Genomic DNA, 22,357 nt, shown 5'->3' with positions numbered 1-22,357 from the left:
TTCCCGAAGATCCCAAAAATGAGAACGTTATCAACGGCCCCATCGTTTGCATGCGTTCGCCCTAAAATCAAGCCTTCATGTGCGCCTTATAATCGTTGCCAACAGCAACGCAGCGAGCGCCGCCAATCCGGCGAACAAGATGAACAATGCAGAAAATCCAAAGCCGGGAACCAGTGAAAGCGTGATCCACGGCATTACAACCGAAGGGATCGTATTGGTCAGATTGAAAATCCCGAGATCACGGCCCCGGTGCTGCGGTTTTGGCAGAACGCGCAAGGTCTGGCTTGTATGCAAGGAGAGAAAAATCGACGCAGCGATCCCGAAAATGACATAGCCGGTGATCGCCAATGGCAGCTCAAGAGCCGCAGCCATTATCGCAAGACCGGCCGCAGCAAGCATCGCACTTCCGACCAGCGGGAGCAGCGGGCGGCGGTGTGTGTCGGACCATCGCCCTATCACCAGCGACAATGGAACGGACACGATCAACACGAGGCTGAAAATGTTGGCGGCGGTGTTCTCATGAAAGTCGGCCACAATCGATCTCAGCCAGAACAGCAAAAATGCAAACAGGCCCGCCTCCGAAATCTGAACCAGAAAACGGGACATCCACATCCGGGCGACCACAGATTTCGTTTGCCCGTCCTGCGCATCGGCCTGCGCACCGGCCTGCGCATCGGCCTGCACCCCGGCCTGCGCATCAGCATATGGCGCACTCTTTGAATCATTGACGCCTCGCGGACGCATCAGAGCAGGCCGCTCCCGCCCTCCGCCAAGCAGGACCACCGGCAAAACCAGCGCGGCGACCAACATCGCGATGGCCGGCATCCGGAAACTCTCCGAAACAAAGTTTTCGAAAGTCACCAATGATCCGGCCATTGCCCCCATTGCAGGCGCAGCGGATAACAAACCGCCCAGCAACCCTTTTTGGCGGTCAGGAACGCAATCGCCCGCCCAGGCAAGCAAGGGGCCAAGCATCATGTTCAGGCACACTTGCCACGCCATGATCAGGACGATCAGATCAAACAGCGAATTTGCCCTGCCGATAAAGATCAACAACGCGCTTGAGCTGAACAGCCCGAGCACAATCCAGATTCGCCGCGTGCCGCTGCGATCGCTAACCATTCCAAACGCGATGTTGGCGAGGCTCGCGACAATTGCGCCATAAAAAGTGGCCCGTGCGAGCGAGGCGACATCTTCCGCTCCGACCACGCCGGTAATCTTAACCGGCAACAGCACCGTCAACAGCGGCACATACGCAACCGCGCCGCCGCCCACGGCCAAAGCGAACAGGATCAAGAACCAAAATGGCTGCCGGTCATCTGGCGCTGCGTGGTCGCTCACTTTGAAGCGGGCGCAGGGCCGGTGGAGGACCGCTCGACAAGCTGGGCCGGCACATCAATAACATTGCGAACCGGAGGCGATTTGTCGAGATTGATAAGGTGCTCAACTGCGATTGAAACGGTTTCCGCAATCGGTTGATCAACCGCGCTAAGCGGCGGCTGTGAAAAGCGCACAATTGGCGTGTTATCAAACGAAATCAGTGAGATATCGCGTGGGACATGCAAACCCCGATCACGCGCCACTTCCAATGCGGCCAGCGTCATCTTATCGCTGCTACCGATGATCGCGGTCAGATCACTGTGCCTATCCAGCAATATTCGCGCCGCTTTCGTCCCGGAATCATACCCGAAATCACCGCGCTCACACAGGCCTTCGTCTGACAGGCCGCTTTCTGCGAGCGCGCGGCGCCACCCCTCAATCCGCCAACCGCTCAGGCTGTATTGATCGGGTCCGGCGATGATTGCGATTTTGGAATGCCCCAATTCGATCAGGCGTTTGGTTGAGGCATAGGCCGCGCCTTCATCCCCCATCGTCAGCCGGATACCGGGGCCGTCTTCGGTCGATCCGATCCGCGCAAAGGGGATGTTGCGCTGCGCCAACAGGCGCGTGATTTGCGGATTTTCGGAGTGCGGCGGCGTCAGGATGACGCCGTCTGGCTGCAACGCCGAAACGGTCGCGCTCAACTCGCGCTCGACATGATCGGCGTGGGTATCGACCAGTTCTACGATCATCCGGTAGCCGTGTTTTGAACATGTCAGCGTTCCGCCGAGCAACATCTGGTCAACCCAGTCGGTGCCCGAACGCTCACGCCAATCGGCCAGCGTGCGCTCGCGATCGTTGATGGCAAGGATAAGATAGCTGCGCGATCCGCTCATCCGCTGCGCAGCCAGTGACGGCACATATCCGAGCCGGTCGATCGACGATTGCACGCGGTCGCGCATCTGCGGCCGCACATTCGGTTCATCATTGATGACACGGCTTACGGTTTGCAGAGACACGCCTGCGTCTTCCGCGACTTCGCGGATTGTTACTGAATTGCGGCGCCTGGCCATGATATTCCCGTCCTTACTGACCCCCCAGCCAGCCTTTTATTCAATACGCCCCCGCGTATTATTGCATGCACGCTCGCCCGGTATCCGGGTCTTCGGTGCATTGATACACTCGGATCCAATCAATCTCGAATTGATTGGGCAAAGAGCTCTGCGCAAGCCCCTTTTCATTTGTTTCCTCAGGCCATCTACCACCAACCGCAAGGTTTGCCATGATATAGAATGGTTTATCAAACGGCGCGTTAGCATTTCCCGCAGCCAGCGGCGACCCGCTGAACCATTGTTCGCGCGGGACGGTAAAATGCACCCGATCATTGATCAGGAAACGGATCAGGCCTTCACCCCATTCAACTGCGTAGACATGGAAATTGTCTGACGGCAGCGACAGATCGGGCAAGGCTGATTTCTGATCTATATAGCGGTTGTCCGGCGGAGAATTGCCAAAGTGCAAAGCGCTGACATGCCGGTTTTCACCGACCTGACCTTCGCACTCTGTGCAGTCTGCGCCGATATTCACCGCCTCCAGAATATCGATTTCGCCCGATAGCGGCCAGCTGCCATATTCATCGCCGGCTGGCATCATCCAGACCGCCGGCCACATGCCTTGCCCGGCGGGCACTTTGGCTCGGACTTCAAATCGACCATATTTCCAGGCGTGAAGCCCGCGGGTGCGGACTTTGCCGGAGGTGTATTCCCGCGTCACCTGCAGGTTTGGATTGGCCGCGATCTCAGGCGGGCGGTCAGGCCCGGTGAAAGTTTCCTTACGCGCTTTCAGGACCAAAAGCCCGTTTTCGACGGCGATGTTTTCGATGCGGTCAGTGTAGCATTGGCGCTCGTTATTGCCGCCGCCCCAGCACGATGCTTCGGGCGTCCATTTCGACGGATCAAGTGCAGTACCGTCAAATTCATCCTGCCAGACCAGCTGCCACTCTGCCGATGCAGCAGAGGCCCCTTGATCGGTCCCGCTTGCTGGCGGCGGTGATCCGTTTGCGCTTGCCGCGGAAGGCGCGGACCCGTTGCCGCCGCAACCGCTCACCATCAATATTGTGCCAGCCAAAGCCGCCATCGCCGAATACCGCAGCATACGATTTCCTTTAGAGATCAGATCACATTCGTCATCCAGTCCAGACCGGATGCAAAAAGAGGGGACCTCGCCAAAGCAAAGCCCCCTCCTTTTCAACTCGTTCGTTGGATCGCTTGTCCTTTAGAAATCAAAGCGAGCAAGGAAGGTAAAGCGCCGGTCATTACGGAACGCCGAACGCGTGATCCGCGTGCCGTCGAAATCGACGACCTGCGATGTGACGGTCACTTCATCCAGCAAGTTCACACCCTGCACACCGAGCTTGAGGAAGTCGGTCACCGCATAGAAGATCGACGCGTCAAGCTGACCCGTGGATTCCTGCCAGATTGGCGAGAACGGGAAGATGCTGTCACGCGGTGTGATCAGGAATTCCGAACGCCAGTTATAGGCTGTACGTGCAGACAGCGGACCTTTTTCATAGAACAAGGTCGCGTTGACTGTGTGCTTGGACACACCTTCGAGCGGCTGGAGCGATGCAAACGTACCTCGGTTGTTATCGAGGTCTGAGTTGGTGAAGTCACCCGCATCGACATAGGTGTATGTCAGCTGCGCACCCAATCCATCGAGCGGTCCCGGCAGGAAGTCATAAGTCTGCTGATACGCAACCTCGACACCTTTCAGAGTTCCGCCAAGCACGTTCGTTGGTCCATCGACCCGGATCGGAACATCGCCATTGCCGCTCGGATAATCGACCAAATCGACCCCGTTGCTGACAATACCTGTCAGATCCTTGACGAAACCAGAGAGCGTCAGCGAGCCGACATCATCAAAGTACCATTCGACCGAGAGATCGTAATTCCACGATTCGGTCGCCTGAACGTTGCGGTTACCCGTACCGATCTGGAACAACGGACCGGTGTCGAGCGTGCCTTCGGCCAGCAAGTTACCGGTGTTGTCAACAATCTGCCCGCCAGCGCGGAACAACGCGAGGTCCGGTCGCGAGATTCCTTTTGAAACCGCTGCACGGAACAACAGGCCGTTACCGATATCCAGCTTCGCGTTGAAGCTTGGCAGCCAATGATCGAATGTGATGTCGCGATCATCGATGATCCGCGCTCCGGTGATCGCAGAGACGAATTCAGCCTTTCTGGCGTCGGACAAACCACAATAGGCAATGGTTGAATTCGGATTAGGATTGTTGTCGCAAGAGAACTGAAGTTCGTTGACCTGGACAATACCATCCGCTGCCTGACCCGGGACGACTCCGTCGAAGAAGTTGACCGGAGACGGGAACGAGATGTCGCCGTTGCTTCTCACAGTCGTGTCGACATAACGGACGCCGAAGTTACCTTCGAGAACCCAACCGTTATCAAAGTCCATTCCGTAATCGAAACGGGCATATGCGGCTTGTGTTTCTTCAGCCACATCCGAAATCTGACCATCGGTGAAACCATCAGCCAAAGGCGACCAAGTTTGGCCGGGCAGGAAGTTCGGGAAACTGAACGCTGCGATGTCCTGACCTTGCTGAGATGTAGTCCCTGCAAGATATTCGCCGATCAGATCGTCACCGCCGAAGAAGAAGCCGCCACCGGCTTCGAGCGGAACAGGAGCGTTGCCGCGCTGGAAGTTATCCGCGAAAGGCGTGCGGTAACCCGCAGCCGCCGGGAAATCTGCCGGATAAGCGCCGCCGCCCGGACCAAAGAACCCACCAGTAGCGCCCCACTGGCCATTACGACCGGTCCATGGTGCACCAAGCGAACCCCAGTTGGTGAAGTTCGTATCACGGGTAATCCGGTTGCGATCAGACCAGCGTGCACCAAAGCGAGCGCTTTTCAGGAAACCTTCGTCGCTGATGTCATATTCGAAATCAGCACGCAGACTGTCCAGATCGCCTTCGTTGCGTGCGCGGCTGTCCAGCAGGAACCAGAAATACGTATAATCTGGATTGCTGAAGAGATCGCTCGGAGCACCTTGAGGGCTGATGAATTCAACCTGCGGTGTTTTTCCGGTCGCATCGATGCGCACGTCCGAGAAAGTGGCCATCGTACCGATCGCACTATCCTGACGCAGGTCCGAAGAGATTCTTTGCGCTTCAAAGTTTACGCGCAAACGATCCGTGATGTTCCAATCGATGTCGAACGACAGATCTTCGGTCTTCGAATCGGTTAGACGTTCAAAGCGGAGCAATTCGGTGTTCAAACCAAACCAAGGTGAGAAACCGGAATCGCCGAGCGTTTGGGTCAGCGTTCCGGATTGGAACACACCATTCTGGTCAAATGCCCAGGTACTTCCAGCGGCAGGAACGGCGAACCACGCGTCATTGTTGACAAGCGCGAGAGCAGCGAATTCCTCGGTGCGGAACGAAGTATCGGAACGCAGCCACTCGAATGTAACGGCGAAATTGCGGTCAGGGCTCTCGTACTGAAGAACAGACGACCACGCCTCACGATTACGCGTTAACTCAGTGGAGCGAACACCCGCGCCTTTGGGCGACAGAACAGTCCCGGCAGGCGGGAAATTCGACGAATCAAAACCGGTCGGATCACCGAAACCGCCCGATCCCACCGCACGAGTACGGAAACATGGGCCGTCAAGCGTGTCCGCGCGATAGCAAGGGTCGGTCAGCTGCGTCGCATCAGTACGGCTTACGAGTTCCGAGTTGGCATAGCCGAACTGAACGCCAATGGTGTGACCATCGCCAGCTTCAAATGTTGTCGAACCGAGCAGCGAGAAACCTGGCGACCATTCTTGAGCCAGATCACCGACATTGCCTTCGATAGTACCGGACAGGCGAGTGCCGAGATTATCCAGCGGCTTACGCGTAACCAGGTTCACGGTACCGGCGATACCGCCATCAACCATATCGGCTGTTACGTTTTTGAAGACCTCGACGCGGCCCAGAAGCTCTGGCGAAACATCGTTAAAGCTGAGCACGCGCCCGCCAGTGGCGGAGAAAATATCGCGGCCATTCAGCTCTGAACGAACGAATGGCAGACCGCGAATGATAACCCCGGTGCCCTCGACCGAGAAACGGTCCGGATCGCTCGGATTTTCAAACCGGCCAATGTTGACACCCGGAATACGTTGCAGCGCCTCTGCGACCGAACGGTCAGGCAGCGCGCCGATATCTTCTGCGGTGATTGCATCAACAAAGGTGTCAGCATTACGTTTGATGTTCTGCGCGTTCTTAAGCGAAGCGCGGAAACCCTCAACGATAATGGCGTTACCTTCGCCAGCCGGAGCAACCTCTTCGGTTTCCCCATCCTGATCTGCATCCTGCGCAAGAGCCGGAGTCGCGATCATGGCGGACATCGCCAAACCGGACGCAGTGCTCAATGCAAAGAAGCGCCGTGAAGGCGCAATACGAGCCGTCTTCATGTTTATCTAAACCTCCCCAAGACCCCATAATTGGGTTCATACCCATTGTTGGGCTATTGGGTGGCTAGCGAAAATTGTTAGCGTTCACAAGACTTGCAATATAAACTTCATAATGCAGATTGGGAGTGTGGGATTTTGCCCACACCTCGATGTGTGTAAGGCGCATCGTATTAAAAAAGCCGCGGGCAGAGGATCAAATGGCAATACAAAACATCATCATCGTTGGCGGCGGAACTGCGGGCTGGATGGCTGCTGCTGCGCTTTCGCGGCTTAAACAGAATCGCGAGCTCGGGATCACACTGATCGAATCGGAACAGATCGGGACGGTCGGTGTGGGCGAAGCAACGATCCCGCCGTTTGTCGAATTCAACGAACTGCTCGAAATCGACGAACGCGAAATGCTCGCCTCGGTACAAGGCTCGTTCAAGCTGGGCATCCAGTTCGAAAACTGGGGCAAGATCGGGGACAGCTATATTCACCCGTTCGGGGCCTATGGATATGCGATGGGCGGGATTTCGTTTCATCACATCTGGCACCGGCTCGCCAATAGCGGTGACAACCGCCCCATTCAGGTTTTCAATGTCGAAACGATGGCCGCCCATTTCGGCAAATTTGCCCGCAGCGAAGATTATCAGAAAACGCGCGATGATTTGCCGCCGGTTAATTACGCCTATCATCTGGATGCCGGACAATATGCGATGTTCCTGCGCAAATACGCTGAACAGCGCGGCGTGGTGCGTAAGGAAGGCAAGATTTGCGACGTCCAGCTCGATTCAGAAAGCGGCTTCGTAACCTCTGTAAAACTGGAAGAAGGCGGCGTCATCGAAGGCGATCTGTTTATTGATTGCTCTGGCTTTAGGGGCTTGCTGATCGAGGAAGCCCTTGAAACCGGATACGAAGATTGGTCCCACTGGCTGCCGTGCAACCGCGCCGTAGCCCTGCCCTGCAAACGGGACGATGGCAGCCCGCCTCCGCCGTTCACGCGCGCCACAGCGCACAAGGCTGGCTGGCAATGGCAGGTCCCGTTGCAGCACCGCAACGGCAACGGGCATGTCTATTGCAGCGATTTCATGGAGGATCAGGAGGCGCTCGATATCCTTACAGGGAACATCAGAGGCAAGCCTCAGGCAGAGCCAAATTTCCTGCGGTTCAAGACCGGTTACCGGAAGAAGTTCTGGAACAAGAATGTCGTGGCGCTCGGCCTTTCAGCCGGGTTTATGGAGCCGCTCGAATCGACTTCGATCCACCTTGTGAACACCGGCATCAACAAACTGATTTCGATGCTTTCGCTGGATGGGATCACGCAAACTCAGCAAGACGCCTTTAACCGGCTTACCCTGCGCGAATACAGCCGCATCAGGGATTTCCTGATCCTGCATTACAACGCGACATCGCGGGATGACACGGATTTCTGGAATTACGTGCGCACCATGGACGTGCCCGATTCGCTGACCGAGAAAATCGAGCTGTTCAAAGCGAACGGGCAAATCTTCAGGGAAGAAGATGAACTGTTCACCGAAACCAGCTGGGCGGCGGTCATGATGGGTCAGGGCATTGCGATGCAAGGGCACAACGCGATGGCCGATGCAATCGACCATGCCCGCACCCGCAAGGAGATCGACGAGATGGAACAATCCATCCGTTATCTGGTGCAGCATATGCCGGGCCATGGCGATTACCTCGCCAATTATTGTCCTGCAAAGGCAGCATGACCTGCGCACCGGGTATGACCGGGCGATAAAGCGCGGGTTCAGCCTGAAGGCGATACAAATCGATGCAAATTGAGAACGTTAACTGAATTTGGCAGCGCTTGCGGCGGCAGGCGCTGGAATACTGGGAGAGGATATCATGGGAACCAACAAAGCAATCGCATCTCATCGGAAAAAACCAGCGCATCTAAAGATCGTGGGCGCGGCCTTGTGTCTCGCGGCAGCGGGCCTGATCGCGGCACCCGCAGCAGCGCAGGATAGCCCGGAGCTTAAAGCGCTCGATGCGCAATTGCCCGGCGATCTGGTGAACAATCCCTCGCGCATTGACTGGCAAAGTTACGGGGCTGATCTGGAAGCGAGCGCGATTGTTGATGACAGCATCCCAGGCGGCGGAGCAGCGCGCCGTTTTGAAATAAAGCGCGCTTCGGAATTCATCTACACCGCTGGCACCAACGTGCCGCTGACCGAGCAAGTGAAGCGCGGCAAGACGATTACCGTCGGCTTTTATGCGCGCACCGTCGAAGCCGACACACCAGACGGTCTCGGGATCGTACGGGTCCGGTTCCAGCAGAACGCCGAACCATTCCCCGGATTTGGCGAAGAGACATTGTCCATCGGCAAGGAATGGGCGTGGTACGAAGTCACCGCCGAAGCGGAACAGACATTGCGAAGCAGCGACGGGATCGTATCAATCCAGTTTGGGCGGACACGCCAGATTATCGAAATCGGCCAAGCCATCGTCGTTTCCGGCGCATCCAAGATCGCCGAAGAAGGCCCTGTAACCGTCGCGGCGGCACGGTCAGAAACGCCTGAACTGGAGATGCCGGACGGACTGGCGGATCTAGGCAGCCTTATCAACAATCCGGGGCAAGCCCGCTGGAAATTCGGAGGATCGGCCGGCACCTATGCCAATCGCGACGAACCAGAAATCTGGATGATGAAAGCAACCCGTTTCGAAGTGGCGCAGCCCGGAACCAATCTGACCGATCTGTATGCAACCATACCGATTGAACAAGCGATCGCGAAAGGGGACAAGTTGACCATTGCGATTGCCGCAAAAACAATCGGCACAGCCGCAGAAGATGGCAAGGCGGTCGTCGCGTCGCGGATTCAGGGCACCGCCCCGCCGTTCGATTCTTTTGCCTCAAACCGTTTCAAAATCGGAACTGCATGGCAGCTTATCAAAATCGAAACGCAGGCCCCGCGTGATTTCACGCCCGGCGGATCGGAACTCCAGGTGTATTTCGGCGGGACAGAGCAGCAAGTTGACCTTGGCCCGGTCTACGTTTTCAAAACCGACTGATAACCAGAAATCTTTCGCTGTTTGCCGTTTACGGGAATACTGTTACGCCGCGCATGTCGCACTGGCCCAATAGTATTCCCGGAGACCGCTCTTGAAACTCGTCCATCACGCTCTTGCCGCTACCGCCCTTGTCACTTGCAGCGCCGCTGCACTGGCAGACACCGTTATCCTGACAGCGGACGCAATGGTTGATGTGAAACGCGGCGCTTTGGTCAATGACCCGGTAATCACGATCGTCGATGGCGTGATCGAAAGCGTATCGACCGGCGAAGCCCCGCAAATTGAAGATGCCTCCTATGTCGATCTGGCCGGCAAGACCATTCTGCCCGGCCTAATTGATATGCACGTCCACCTTACCAGCGATAGCGATATGCACGGCTATCGGCGGCTTGCCATTTCGGATGAACGTGCAACGATCACCGGAGTGGTGAATGCCAAGACCACTTTGATGGCGGGCTTTACGACGGTTAGAAATGTCGGCGCTGGCAGTTTCGGCGATGTCGCATTGCGCGATGCGATCAACGAGGGCGATATTCCGGGGCCGCGGATGTTTGTTTCCGGGCCGCCCATCGGGATCACGGGCGGGCATTGTTCGGACAACAACCTGCTTCCCCCTGAATACGAGGCGGTTGGTGAAAACGTCGCCGATGGCCCGTGGGCTGCGCGCGCGGCAGTGCGCAAGAACCGCAAGTTTGGCGTTGATGTGATCAAAACCTGCTCGACCGGAGGGGTCCTGTCGAAAGGGACGAAAGTCGGCGCGCCGCAATATACAATCGAAGAGCTCACCGCTCTGACCGAGGAAGCCCACAGCCACGGTCTAAAGGTCGCAAGCCATGCGCACGGTTCCGAAGGGATCGTCAATGCCTTGAAAGCGGGCGTAGATACGATTGAACATGCCAGCTTCATCGATGACGAAGGCATTCGTCTGGCGAAAGAAACCGGCGCGTATCTTTCCATGGATATCTACGTCACCGAATTCATCCTTGGCGAAGGAGAGAAAGCGGGCATCCTTCCCGAAAGCCTCGATAAAGAACGGATGACGGGCAAAACCCAGCGCGACAATTTCCGCAAAGCGCACGAAGCCGGCGTCAAAATGGTGCTCGGCACCGATGCCGGCGTCTATCCGCACGGCGACAATGCGCGCCAGCTATCGCGGATGGTTCGGTTTGGAATGACATCGGCAGAAGCATTGCGCGCCGCAACATCCAACGCGGCGGATGCTTTGGGCCAAACCGGTATGGTCGGCATTATCGCACCGAAGGCATCGGCTGATATCATCGCTGTGAACGGCAACCCACTGGCGGATATCAGCCTGTTGGAAAACGTGAGCTTCGTGATGAAACAGGGCGCGGTGCACAAATCGGAGTAGCCCGCCGGCGCGCCTGGTTCGGGAAGATACACAATGCGGTGGCCAGTGCTTTGCACAGCGCTTTGCACAGCGCTTTGCCCAGTGCTGCGCCCATGCGAGCACCGGCACGATCCGGGGCGAACACAGATTACGCAACGTAATTATTGCATATTTGCAACAATATGTCCGCTCGGGCCGCAGAAGCGCAACGCCGCTGTGGTTCCAGCTTGACTCGCAGCGGCCACACGAGCGAACGTGCTGCGATGCAACAAAAAGGGCCAAGCAACGTAATGACTAAGCAAACTCTCAAGAATTCGAGCCCGATCCGGCTCTCACGCCATGCTCTCCTCCTCGCCGCAGCCAGTGCCATGCCATTCGCCGCGCACGCTCAAGAGGCACCCGATCAGGATACGCCCGAAGCCGAAGGCGAAGCGATTGTTGTTGTCGGTTCGCGCATCGCTCGCGATCCCAACATCGGTTCACCAGCGCCCATTCTCGCCGTCGAAGCCAAACAGCTTGCCCAGTCAGGCACCGCCGACGTCGTTGACGTCTTGCGCGATATTCCGGCTCTTTCGACTTCGACATCGACCGAAGGCTCGATCGATGGTGTGTTCGGTTCTGCGGTCGGTCAGGCGACCTTGAACCTGCGCGGCCTTGGTGCCGGCCGGACACTCGTTCTGGTCAATGGCCGCCGCCACGTTTCTGGCGTTGCAGGCGCTCAGATCGTTGACATCAACTCGATCCCGACCGCTCTGGTCGAGCGGGTCGAAACCCTGACCGGCGGTGCATCGTCGATTTACGGTGCAGACGCCGTGACCGGCGTGGTCAACTTTGTCCTCAAGGATGATTTCGAAGGTCTTCAGGCAAACGTGCAATCGGGTATCTCATCCGAGGGCGACGCCTTCCGTATCAATGGCGACCTTACCTGGGGTGCCAATTTCGCAGACGGCCGCGGCAACATCACCATTTCCGGTGAATATGCCCGCGCTGACGAACTGCGTTTTGGCGAGCGCAGCTTTTCGCGCGACAACGGTTTGTTCGATGATCAGGCCAACCCTGCATTGTTCTTCCAAACCGGCGAGCTTGGTGCCGATACGCCAAACTTCAACGCCAACGGAGCCATCCTTGGCGGCCTGATCGATACCGATGCAACCGGCTTTACCCCCACTGCAACGGAATTGGCGCTGATCAATCGCGCTTTGAACGCGCCGCGCCGCTTTATCGCTGGTGATCCGCGTTTCTCCTTGTCCTCGGCAGGCGGCATTGTCGCACCGGGTGATATCGGTCTCAGCGATGGCCCCGATATCAACAACAATGGCACCGCTGACTGTCTTGAATCTGCAGTCGGCTATAACAGCACGTTCAATCCGGGCGCCTTTGGCCTCGCGGGTGGTTGTGCGGTTATCAATGCCGATGGCAGCCTTTCCGTCTATCAAGACGGCCAGATCACCGGTCTGTTTAACCAGTTCGGCGGCGACGGCATCCAGAACAACTTCAACTCGAACTCGCTAATCCCGGAAACGGAGCGCTGGTCGGTCAACGCCAACCTGAATTACGAGATTTCGCCAGAAGCGATTGTGTTCTTCGAAGGCAAGTATGTTTCGAACGCAGCCGAATTTCAGGCGCAACCGAACACCTTTTATGACTTGCTGACCATTCGCGCAGACAACCCGTTTATCACGGGCGATTTGCAGGACTTCGTAGCGCCATTGTTCTTTGGTGACGGCGTCCAAGAAGGCCTCTACCTTACCCGTGACCCGACCGATCTTGGTCCAAACCGCAATCGCAACGAATTTGAAACCCTCCGGTTCGTGGCTGGGGTGAAGGGCGACATCACCGACCATTTCAATTACGAAATCAGCGCGAACTACGGCAAATTCAACCAGACAACTCTGGATGCCAACCGTGTGATTTTGGACCGCTTCTACGCCGCGATCGACGTGATCAGCGATCCAATCTCAGGCAATCCAATTTGCCGTTCGGACGTTGATCCGACCGCACCGGCCACCACGCCATTTGGTATTCCTGCTGGCGATCCGGGCTTCTTCACCTTCAATCCGGGCGACGGCTCTTGCAAACCAGCCAACGTTCTTGGCGGGGTTGGCGCGATCAGCCAGGAAGCAATCGACTTTATCACGGCGACAATCGTCAATGAATTCCAGCTCGAACAGATGGTTTTCAGTGCGATCTTTGCTGGTGATACCGGCGCTTTCTTCGAATTGCCCGGCGGTCCTGTTGGCTTTGCTGGCGGCTTCGAGTTCCGTGAAGAGCAAAGCACGTCGAACTTTGACCCGCTCGTCCTTGGCATCCTTCCGGTGACAACGCCGGACGGCAATGCTGGCGATCTCGTTCGCGATCTGCCGAATGCGCAAAACTCGCTCGTGTTTGATCCATCCACCACCATTAACAATGCTGGCGGTGAGTTCACTGTGGCCGAAGTGTTCGGCGAGATCCGTCTGCCGTTCCTGCAGGGTGTACCTTTTGCCGAAACCCTCGAGGTTAGCGCAGCCGGTCGTTACTCTGACTATTCGACTGCTGGCGGCAACTTCACATGGAACGTCAACGGCCTTTACGCTCCGGTAGAAGATATCCTGTTCCGCGGTACGTACTCGCGTGCGGTCCGAGCGCCGAACATCAACGAGTTGTTCAACCCAGCACAGGGCGCGTTCTTCCGTCCGGTCGATCCATGCGATGCCGGCAACCTGCAATCAGCGCCCGATGCGGCACTGCGTCAGGCCAACTGCACCGCTTTCTTCAATACGATCAATTTCGATCCGCGAGATCCAAATGGTGATGGATTTGAAGCTGACGGGGTCACGGCTATCGGACCAAACAGCCCGTATGTTTATGTCGACCCGCTGACAGCGCGTTTCTCGGGTTCGATCAGTGGCAACGAAGATTTGAATGTTGAAACGGCCACAACATGGACAGTCGGCGCACAATTCACGCCGTCGTTCTTCCCCGGCTTCATCGCCAGCGTCGATTATTACAACATCGAAATCGAGGACGCGATCAGCACGGTTTCGGCCCAGGATATCGTCGACAACTGCGTGGATAGCTCGAGCATCAACAACAGCTTCTGTAATTTGTTCGATCGTAGCGGCAACTCAGGGGGTTTCACGTTCCTACGTCAGACTTCATTGAACTTTGCCCGTCTTGAAACATCGGGTGTCGAATTCAGCGCTCGGTACAGCTTTGACCTCGCTGACCACGGGTTCACGCTCGCCGGTAGCGGAACGTATGTTGAAAAGCTGAACAACTTCTTCGATCCAAGCGATCTGACACTGGTCGACCCTGAGCTGGGCGAATTGCAGCGTCCTGAATGGGCTGGCCGCGCCTCGCTGACATGGGATTGGGACCGTCTCAGCGTAACCTGGGGTACAACCTATCTTGACGGACAGGCGCTGCGTTCGGTTGAAATCGAAGATGTTGGCACCACCGCGAACGATCTGTTCTCGCCAACCAATGGTCTGACCAAGGAAACATTCATTCACGACATCAGCTTTAGCTATGAAGTGAGTGATATGTTCAACGTGTATGGCGGTGTGAACAATGTGTTCAACGAGAGCCCCTTCGTGACCGAGCAAGCCTATCCGGTTAGCCCGGTTGGCACTCTGTTCTTCATGGGTATCCGCGCTACTATGTAACGCGCCGCATCGACGGACTTTGAAAAGGCGGGGCACCTTCGGGTTGCTCCGCCTTTTTCGTTTCCGAACCGTGTGTTTTATCGAAAGTTCACGGTTTGCGCGTAATGTGCCTCTTATGAAAATGACGCACATCACCCTTGCCGGGATCGCCTCGCTTGCACTGCTGACCGGCTGCGGCCTTGCGCCAGAGGAAAAGCTGGCCGAAGCAGAGGCAAGCTATGACGCCCATGATTATTCAGGCGCGAAGGTTTATGCCGTTTCGGCTTTGAAAGATTTACCCGGCGACACAGAGGCGCTTACGCTGCTTGCGCGGGCCCAAATCGCGATGGGCGATGGAGAGGGCGCGATGCTCTCGCTCTCCCAGATTGCAAAGGCGAACCAACCGGCCGAATACACTATGCTGGTGGCAGAGGCCGAGCTGCTGCGCGGTGAATTCAATGCCGTTTTAGAAACTGTGGCAAAGCCCAAGACGGCCGATGCCGCACGCCTGAGCGCGCTGGCGCATTTGGGGCTGAATGACCTTGATGCCGCGAAACGGGCAATCGCCAGTGGTGAAACCCTGCCCGGCGAAAGGTCCGGCCTGCTTGCCGTGAAAGCGCAAATTCAATTGCTCGAAGGCAATGTCGCTGCGGCTCAAGGCACGGCTTCACAGGCGCTTGCGCAAGGGCCGGACAATATCGATGCGCTACTGGTTTCGGCGCGCGTTAATCAGGCGCTTTTTGATCTGCCTGCGACCCTTGGCGCTTATGAGAGAGCCGTAAAGCTTTACCCTCAAAACTTCCCCGCACAGCTGGGACGGGCCGCAACGCTTGGGGAGATGGGACAGCTTGAAGCGGCAAAAGAAGCCGCAAGCCAGCTGGCCCAAAGCGCTCCAGATTCGATTGATGTCATCCATCTCAAAGCGCGGATCGCACTCGAAGAAAACAAATGGCAGACCGCCCGCGAGCTGCTTCAGCCGCATGAAGCCGCCCTTCGCCAGGATCCATCCAAGCAAGCGACCTACGCCACTGCCCTGTTGCGGGTTGGTCAGGTCGCTCAGGCGCGGATTTGGCTGGAACCTCTGGTTGAAGACTATCCGTTTCTACGCAAGCCCCGCGCTCTGCTTGCCGAGGCTGAGCTGGCGGCAGGAGAACCCAAAGCCGCTCTTGCAACGATCCGCAGTCTCGCCGAACGGCCTGATGCAAAACCCGAAGAATTGGCGATTGCCGCAAACGCAGCCAGCGCAGCCGGTGACAGCTCTGCGGCGCGGTTTGCTGCGCGTGAGAAATCAACGACGCCGGAATGGTTTGGCGGTGAATTGGCCAAGGCGGATAGCGCGCTTCGCAATCAACAATGGCGCAAGGCGATCGGCAGTTATGAAGCGATCAATGCCCGGATCGCTGAACCGAATGCCATGGTTCTGAACAATCTCGCCTATGCCAAATCAAAACTGGGCGAAAACAAAGACGCGGTCCGCATCGCTTTGCAGGCCGTAGATATCGCGCCGGATCATCCGGCCATTCTCGATACTGCGGGCTGGATCTTGTTTGAAACCGGAGAAGACCGAACGCGCGGCCTAAGGATGCTGGAAAAGGCAGCGCGGCTCGATCCCGATAATACCGCGATAGCGCGCCGTCTGGCCGCCGCAAAACGCGGCTGATCCCGCAAAGCAAAACGAAAAAGGCCGCTGATAAACTGCGATGCAGTCCCTCAGCGGCCTTTTTATAAAGCGGGGCGAGCCCCACTAGGGAACGTTATGCGTAGGCAGGATTGCCCAGAGCGCGCTGGGCGCTGCGCGGACGGCGACGGACCAAGCCAAAGCCGATAAGCGCCAATGCAAACAGCCCCAGCATACCACCCGGCGCAGGAACCGGTGTTCCGCCGCTTGTGCTAGTTGTCGTCGTAGACGTGCTGCTTGTCGTCGTAGACGTGCTGGTCGTGCTCGTTTGCTGACCGCTGGCCGAAGAAACGCCTTTCACGCCCCTTACTGATTGGTACCGGACAAAGAAATCATCCAATGTGAGCGTCGTCGGCGCCGTCAGGAAATTAAGTGTCAGCGAACCTGAGCCACTTTCGCCGGCCAACAGGCCCTCTCGGTTGCCCGCGCAGGAATTGGTCCGTGCAGCCTTAAAGCAGACATCTACCGTCCCGATGCCGTTCGGATAATTCGAATCCGTCACAGCATTATCGTACACACCTGTCGAAACCGCGCTGCTGATGTCAGGATCGGTGTTGAATGCGAAACTGGAAATACGCGAGCCGACACCCGAATTTGTCGTGTTGGTAACCGAATAATCGAAGGTATAGGTTGAACCGGTTACACCGGTCAGCGTGAACACGGTCTCTGCTGATAGACCATCGATGGTCTGCCCATCTGCAAACCCATCATAGGTCACAGTAAAGCTCTCCCCGATATCGCCGGCATCCAGCATGATCGGTTCGGCCAATGCGGGTGCCGCGATCGTCGCACCAATCATTGCGAAAGCGGTTGCAAGGCTTTTGAGTGTGTTCATTTCCATATCCTAAAACGTCTTAGATTGCGTTAACGCGAAAGAATGCAATCTGTATGCCAACGGCAGTTTTCTGTGCTTTCGATGGTTAATGGGCGAGCGTGAGGCTCCTGATTGTCAAAAAATCCGACAAATTTATCGCGGGCAGATGAACCACGAAGATGGGGCGAATTTTTATCGGGCACCATGGCCTTTGACTTTATCGCTCCACAAGCGCGCTTTTGACACTCGCCATATTGCGGCGGCTGATCGGTACACTGCTGCCGTCTGCCATCTGTAGTTCGCCGGTTCCGGCAGTTTCACGCTGCAATGATTGCACATGGTCGGCGTTGACAATGTGCGAGCGATGAACGCGGATGAAAGTGTCTGGCAGTTCGCGTTCCAAGGCTGTCAGGCTCGCGTTTGACAAACCGCTCCTTCCGCTCTTCAAAAACACTTCGACATAATCGCCAGCGCCGCTGAAACGTATCACCTCGCCTGTATCAACAAACTCGATCTTTCCATTGCTGGACAGTTCGATCCGCTTCGGGGGCGCTGGCGCCTGTATCGCAGCCAGATCAGGCAGGCCCCCACCCCTCGCCCGCACAACAAGCATCCAGAGCAGGAATGCGGCAATCAAAAGATAAAGCAGCGTATCAAGAAACAGGCCGCCGAGAGCAAAAATAGCGACACCGATGATTGCACCGCCCAAAGCGAACCATTGCCCATTCCGGTTGCCCTGAGCCCGCGAAACAACACCTGCGGCGCTGATCGCGAGAGACGCGGACAGCAAAACCAGCACGGTTTTGATATCAAAGCCTTGCTGGAACAGAGTGATCATCAGCATCACCCCCAACAGCGCCAAAAGCGCAATCAAGCGCGCTTTCTTTTGCGGGCGGAAAAGGACGAGCAACCCATAGGCCGTGCAGCTAAGCCCCAAAGCGATCGCGAAAGTCAGGATCAGCGACAGGCGCAAATCGTGAAGCGGATAGGGATATGGCACAATATCGCGCGCGGCCTCTGCCGCCAGCTGCGCGGCGCTTGCGAATGCGATCATCGCGATCACCGCGGAATCCCGGCGCTGTTTAGCGCGGATCGAATCCACCCCGAAATACACGCAGGCGGCAATTAACAATCCGAATGTGATCAACACAAACCATGTCGCAGGTCCGGGCTGACGCGGATTGCGATACGGAGCGATAGAGGCTGCGTGGATCGGTGATTGCAGATTGATGCCGCCATTCATGGATGACAGACGCATCACCAATCGGTTGTCAGTCGCCCTCAGCGTCCCTTCGGGCACAAAAAACACCGCGTCCATATCACCCGGCTTTTCGCTTAGAGCCGAAGTACCCGGCACCCCATTCGCGCCGATCGTTACCGAATTCAGGAACGCCTCGCTTGATGCCTTGGCACTAAAGAACAATCCCATCGGCTTGCCCGCTTCGATCATCGCGGTATCGGCATCGAATATGAGCTCGATCCAGATCTGCCGGTCTTGCGGGTCAGCCTCGTAGAAAAGCATCATACGGCAATCCGGGTCTGTGAAATCGGGCGGACTGTTTGCCAATGGGTCTGCATCGCAAACGGTGATCGGATGGTCGATAAAGTTCCGCGACTCCTGCGCCTGGACAGCAGCCGGCAGCGCAAGGCTCATCAGGAAAAGAATGGCAATCCGAAACACGCGAAATTCTATAGCCGCCGCTGAGTGGGAAGTCCCGCCGTTCAGCGATCATAACCCCCCGCTTACAGATCGAACCCTTTGAAAAGCGCGCAATTGCGCCATTCTTGGGTTTATCGAATTCACACCCAATCGGGAGAGACAGCATGAACACAGCCCCTCTAATCACCGCTATGGCGCTTGCCCTTGCATCCACTGCTTTAGGATCAACAGATGCTATCGCGGCGCCAAACGAACAAACGATCATGTTTGAAACGCAAACCGGGGAAACCGTCGAGGCGGTTGAGGGCTTTTTGACGGTTCCGGTCAACCGCAGCGATCCCGACAGCGGCACCATGAAGATCGCTTATGTCCGTTTTGCTGCAACCACAGATACGCCGGGCAGCCCGATTGTCTATCTATCCGGCGGTCCGGGTGGATCGGGCATTGATACAGCGACCGGCCCGCGTTTTCCGCTGTTCATGGCGATGCGCCAGCACGCGGATGTCATCGCATTTGATCAGCGCGGCACCGGAAAATCCGACAGCCCGGAACGCTGCGTATCCCGCATAAATGTTGGCGAGATGGAGGTAATCAGCGACGCCGAATTCGATCAGAGGCACCGCCTTGCCGCGCGCGAATGTGCAGCGCAATGGAAAGCCAGCGGTGATGATCTGCGCGGCTTCAACACCGCCGAAAGCGCTCAGGATTTGTCCGATCTGCGTCAGCATCTGGGAGCGGAGAAAATCTCGCTCTGGTCAATCTCCTATGGCAGTCATCTGGCCCTCGCCTCCATCGCAGCGATCCCCGATGAACTCGACCGCGTTATTATGGCGGCCACCGAAGGTCTGGATCAGACGGTAAAGCTGCCAGCGCGAACGATGGGGTATTTCAAGCGCCTGCAGGAGGCTGTGAATGCCCAACCGAAAGCCCGCGCGCTTTACCCTGATATCGTTGGCCTGATGCAGCGGGTGAATGCCAAGCTGGATAAAGAACCGATGAAGCTGACGATCCCCAAACGGGATGGCGGCACATACGATTTGATGCTTCAAAGACGGCATTTGCAGCAATTTGGTGGCGGACTGGTCATGGACCCGCAATATGCCTCGGTCCTGCTGGAAATGTACCGGCAGCTTGATGAAGGCGATACGACCCTTACCATTGGAATTTTTCAGCGCTTCTGGACACCGGATCAGCCGATCTCTTTTGCCGCCATGCCTTTGGCGATGGACCGTGCATCCGGCATCACCCCTGCCCGCATGAAAGCGTTCGAGCGGCAGGCAGATTTGTCGCCGCTCGGCAAATACGTCAATTTTCCAATGCCTCAAATGCTTGGTGAATTTGAAGAGATCGATCTGGGTCCGAATTTTCGCGATGGGCCGTTTGGCGATGTGCCGGTCTTGATGTTCACCGGATCGCTTGATGGCCGGACCTATCCAGAGGCCCATGCAGAGGCCACAGCGGGCCTGCGCAATGTGCAGCAGATCTTCGTTGAGAATGCTGGCCACAATCTGTTTATGACCACACCCGAAGTTGGTGAGGCGATGCATCAATTCATGCGAGGCGAAACGGCAAAATCCGACCGGATCGTGGCCGAAGCGCCAGACTTCTCAAGCCCTCCGGGATTGTAGGGCCGAAGGCCTGATCTGACCCGCTTTGCCAGAGATCAGATCAGGCCGCGCGCCATGTAATGATCGACCGGTTCAGGCGGTTCGCCGGTGTCCTTGGCCACTTCTGCAAAGGCCCGGTCCTGAGAAAGAAAGACTTTGCCGTTGAGTTCTTCAAGGAAATGCGTGCGCTTTATGCGGTCCATGACAGGGCCCTTCACCTCGGACAAATGCAATCCGATCCCGCCATCACCGAGCCTGTGGTTGATTGCCTCCAGACTTTCCAAACCCGAAGCGTCCACTTCATTCACCGCGCTGCACATCAAGATAACATGGCGCACAGGAGGCCGGTCGGCGACTTGTTCAAGGACATATTCCTCAAGCCAGCGGGCATTGAGGTATGTGAGCGCTTCATCAATACGGATCGAAAGAACATGCGGAAGCGTGAAGACTTCGTGGCGTTCAACATTGCGGAAATGTTCGGTTTCAGGGACGCGCCCGACAATTGCGGCGTGCGGCCGACTGGCACGCCAAAGATACAGCAACAGGCCCACCGCGACGCCTGCGATCACTCCAAGCTCGACACCGGCGATCAATGTGACAGCTGTCGTGGCGATATGGGCTGCGAAATCAGCCTTGGAATAGCGCCACAATCTGATGGGCGTCTTCAGATCAACCAGGCTCAAGACGGCAACAATGATGGTCGCTGCAAGAGTTGCAATCGGAAGCGAGAACAACAGCGGCGTCAGAAACAGAGTCGCCAAAGCGATGCCGACAGCGGTGAAGGCACCCGCCGCCGGTGTCTGTGCGCCCGCATCAAAGTTCACCGCAGAGCGGGCAAAGCCGCCGGTTACGGGATACCCGCCGGAAAATGCGCTGGCGATGTTTGCTGCGCCAAGCCCGACCAACTCCTGATCCGGTGCGATCCTTTGACGGCGTTTGGCCGCCAGCGTCTGTGCAACCGAAACACTTTCAACAAATCCGATGATCGAGATCAGAAGCGCGGGCACCCAGAGCTTCTCGATCAGAGCGATATCCGTCGAAGGGACAGCAAATGGCGGTAAGCCCTGCGGAATTGCGCCGACCAGATTGACACCGCGCTGATCCAAATCGAACGCCAGAACCGCCAAAATCGTCAAAGCAACAGCGGCCACAGGACCGGCTTTCGCAGTCATTTCGGCGGCGCGTTCAGGCAACCCGATCGCTTGCAACGCAGGCTTCGCTCCCTTGCGCACCCAAAACAGAAAGAGCGTTGCAGAGATCCCGATCCCAAAGGTCCAGACGTTTGTTTGGGTGATCACACCGGCCAAAGCGCCCAGCATTTCGGGCCAGTTGTCACCGCCCGCGCTCACGCCGAGGATATGTTTCAATTGGCTTGTCGCGATCAGGATCCCGGAGGCGGTGATAAACCCGCTAATGACAGGATGAGACAGCAGGTTTGCGAGGAAACCGGCCCGTAGCAGGCCCAGTATCACCAGCATGACACCCGATAACATCGCCAGCGTTACGGCGGCTTCGAGATATTGCGCCGTTCCCTGATCGGCGACAGCACCCGCCGCCGATGCTGTCATTAACGATATAACCGCCACCGGCCCGACAGCAAGCGTCCGGCTGGTGCCAAAAATCGCATAGAGCACAAGAGGCAGGATCGAAGCATACAGGCCAACAACCGGGGGCAAGCCGGCAAGCAGCGCATAGGCCAAACTCTGCGGGATGAGCATGATTGTGACAATGACAGCCGCCATCAGGTCATTCGAGAGGACCTTTCGATCATAGGTCCGACCCCATTCGAAGATCGGCAGATATCGTGCCAGCATAGTCATGTA

At 56.8% G+C, this 22,357-nt stretch carries 13 protein-coding genes; 6 read left to right on the top strand and 7 right to left on the bottom strand.

Annotated features, from left to right (window positions below):
- Positions 1 to 75: 75 nt before the first annotated feature.
- From FGU71_RS08025 to FGU71_RS08010, 4 genes are all read right to left on the bottom strand, one after another.
- Positions 76 to 1,341, bottom strand: a complete 1,266-nt coding sequence (locus FGU71_RS08025; RefSeq protein ID WP_142788079.1) for an MFS transporter — start codon at positions 1,339 to 1,341, stop codon at positions 76 to 78.
- Positions 1,338 to 2,393, bottom strand: coding sequence for a LacI family DNA-binding transcriptional regulator (locus FGU71_RS08020; RefSeq protein ID WP_142788078.1), 1,056 nt, complete (start codon positions 2,391 to 2,393; stop codon positions 1,338 to 1,340). The genes FGU71_RS08025 and FGU71_RS08020 overlap by 4 nt, the downstream gene beginning before the upstream one ends.
- 58 nt (positions 2,394 to 2,451) lie before the next feature.
- Positions 2,452 to 3,474 carry a glycoside hydrolase family 16 protein gene (locus tag FGU71_RS08015; protein WP_234035694.1) on the bottom strand — a complete coding sequence of 341 codons (1,023 nt, stop codon included), beginning with the start codon at positions 3,472 to 3,474 and terminating at the stop codon, positions 2,452 to 2,454.
- A 120-nt stretch (positions 3,475 to 3,594) separates the two neighbouring features.
- Positions 3,595 to 6,714 (bottom strand): TonB-dependent receptor, encoded by a 3,120-nt coding sequence (locus tag FGU71_RS08010; RefSeq protein WP_234035693.1) that lies wholly within the window; start codon positions 6,712 to 6,714, stop codon positions 3,595 to 3,597.
- A 272-nt stretch (positions 6,715 to 6,986) separates the two neighbouring features.
- On the opposite strand from FGU71_RS08010, the gene FGU71_RS08005 reads away from it, so the two are divergent.
- The 5 genes from FGU71_RS08005 to FGU71_RS07985 all read left to right on the top strand — a co-directional run bounded on the left by FGU71_RS08005 (position 6,987) and on the right by FGU71_RS07985 (position 16,435).
- Positions 6,987 to 8,501, top strand: coding sequence for a tryptophan halogenase family protein (locus FGU71_RS08005; RefSeq protein ID WP_142788076.1), 1,515 nt, complete (start codon positions 6,987 to 6,989; stop codon positions 8,499 to 8,501).
- A gap of 136 nt (positions 8,502 to 8,637) precedes the next feature.
- A complete protein-coding gene (locus FGU71_RS08000) occupies positions 8,638 to 9,801 on the top strand; it encodes a hypothetical protein (protein ID WP_142788075.1) in 1,164 nt (387 codons plus the stop codon).
- Positions 9,802 to 9,892: 91 nt separating this feature from the next.
- On the top strand, positions 9,893 to 11,170 hold the full coding sequence (locus tag FGU71_RS07995; RefSeq protein WP_234035692.1) for a Xaa-Pro dipeptidase: 1,278 nt from the start codon (positions 9,893 to 9,895) through the stop codon (positions 11,168 to 11,170).
- Positions 11,171 to 11,439: 269 nt separating this feature from the next.
- Positions 11,440 to 14,796, top strand: coding sequence for a TonB-dependent receptor domain-containing protein (locus tag FGU71_RS07990; protein ID WP_185960238.1), 3,357 nt, complete (start codon positions 11,440 to 11,442; stop codon positions 14,794 to 14,796).
- A gap of 115 nt (positions 14,797 to 14,911) precedes the next feature.
- On the top strand, positions 14,912 to 16,435 hold the full coding sequence (locus FGU71_RS07985) for a tetratricopeptide repeat protein (protein ID WP_142788073.1): 1,524 nt from the start codon (positions 14,912 to 14,914) through the stop codon (positions 16,433 to 16,435).
- Positions 16,436 to 16,529: 94 nt separating this feature from the next.
- On the opposite strand, the gene FGU71_RS07980 is transcribed toward FGU71_RS07985, so the two are convergent.
- Both FGU71_RS07980 and FGU71_RS07975 read right to left on the bottom strand, forming a co-directional pair.
- Entirely contained in the window at positions 16,530 to 17,288 is a 759-nt protein-coding gene (locus FGU71_RS07980) for a cistern family PEP-CTERM protein (protein ID WP_142788072.1), read from the bottom strand.
- A gap of 196 nt (positions 17,289 to 17,484) precedes the next feature.
- On the bottom strand, positions 17,485 to 18,921 hold the full coding sequence (locus tag FGU71_RS07975) for a LytR/AlgR family response regulator transcription factor (RefSeq protein ID WP_142788071.1): 1,437 nt from the start codon (positions 18,919 to 18,921) through the stop codon (positions 17,485 to 17,487).
- A gap of 170 nt (positions 18,922 to 19,091) precedes the next feature.
- Between FGU71_RS07975 and FGU71_RS07970 the strand changes: the two genes are divergently transcribed.
- Positions 19,092 to 20,555 carry an alpha/beta fold hydrolase gene (locus tag FGU71_RS07970; protein ID WP_199799165.1) on the top strand — a complete coding sequence of 488 codons (1,464 nt, stop codon included), beginning with the start codon at positions 19,092 to 19,094 and terminating at the stop codon, positions 20,553 to 20,555.
- 35 nt (positions 20,556 to 20,590) lie between these two features.
- Here the strand turns inward: FGU71_RS07970 and FGU71_RS07965 are convergent, their stop codons facing one another.
- Positions 20,591 to 22,354: a SulP family inorganic anion transporter gene (locus FGU71_RS07965; RefSeq protein WP_185960237.1), complete on the bottom strand. Its 1,764-nt coding sequence runs from the start codon at positions 22,352 to 22,354 to the stop codon at positions 20,591 to 20,593.
- Positions 22,355 to 22,357 lie beyond the last annotated feature (3 nt).

This window comes from Erythrobacter insulae, assembly GCF_007004095.1.
GTDB classification, from domain to species: Bacteria; Pseudomonadota; Alphaproteobacteria; order Sphingomonadales; family Sphingomonadaceae; genus Erythrobacter; species Erythrobacter insulae.
This window is presented reverse-complemented; position numbering and strand designations above follow the sequence as displayed.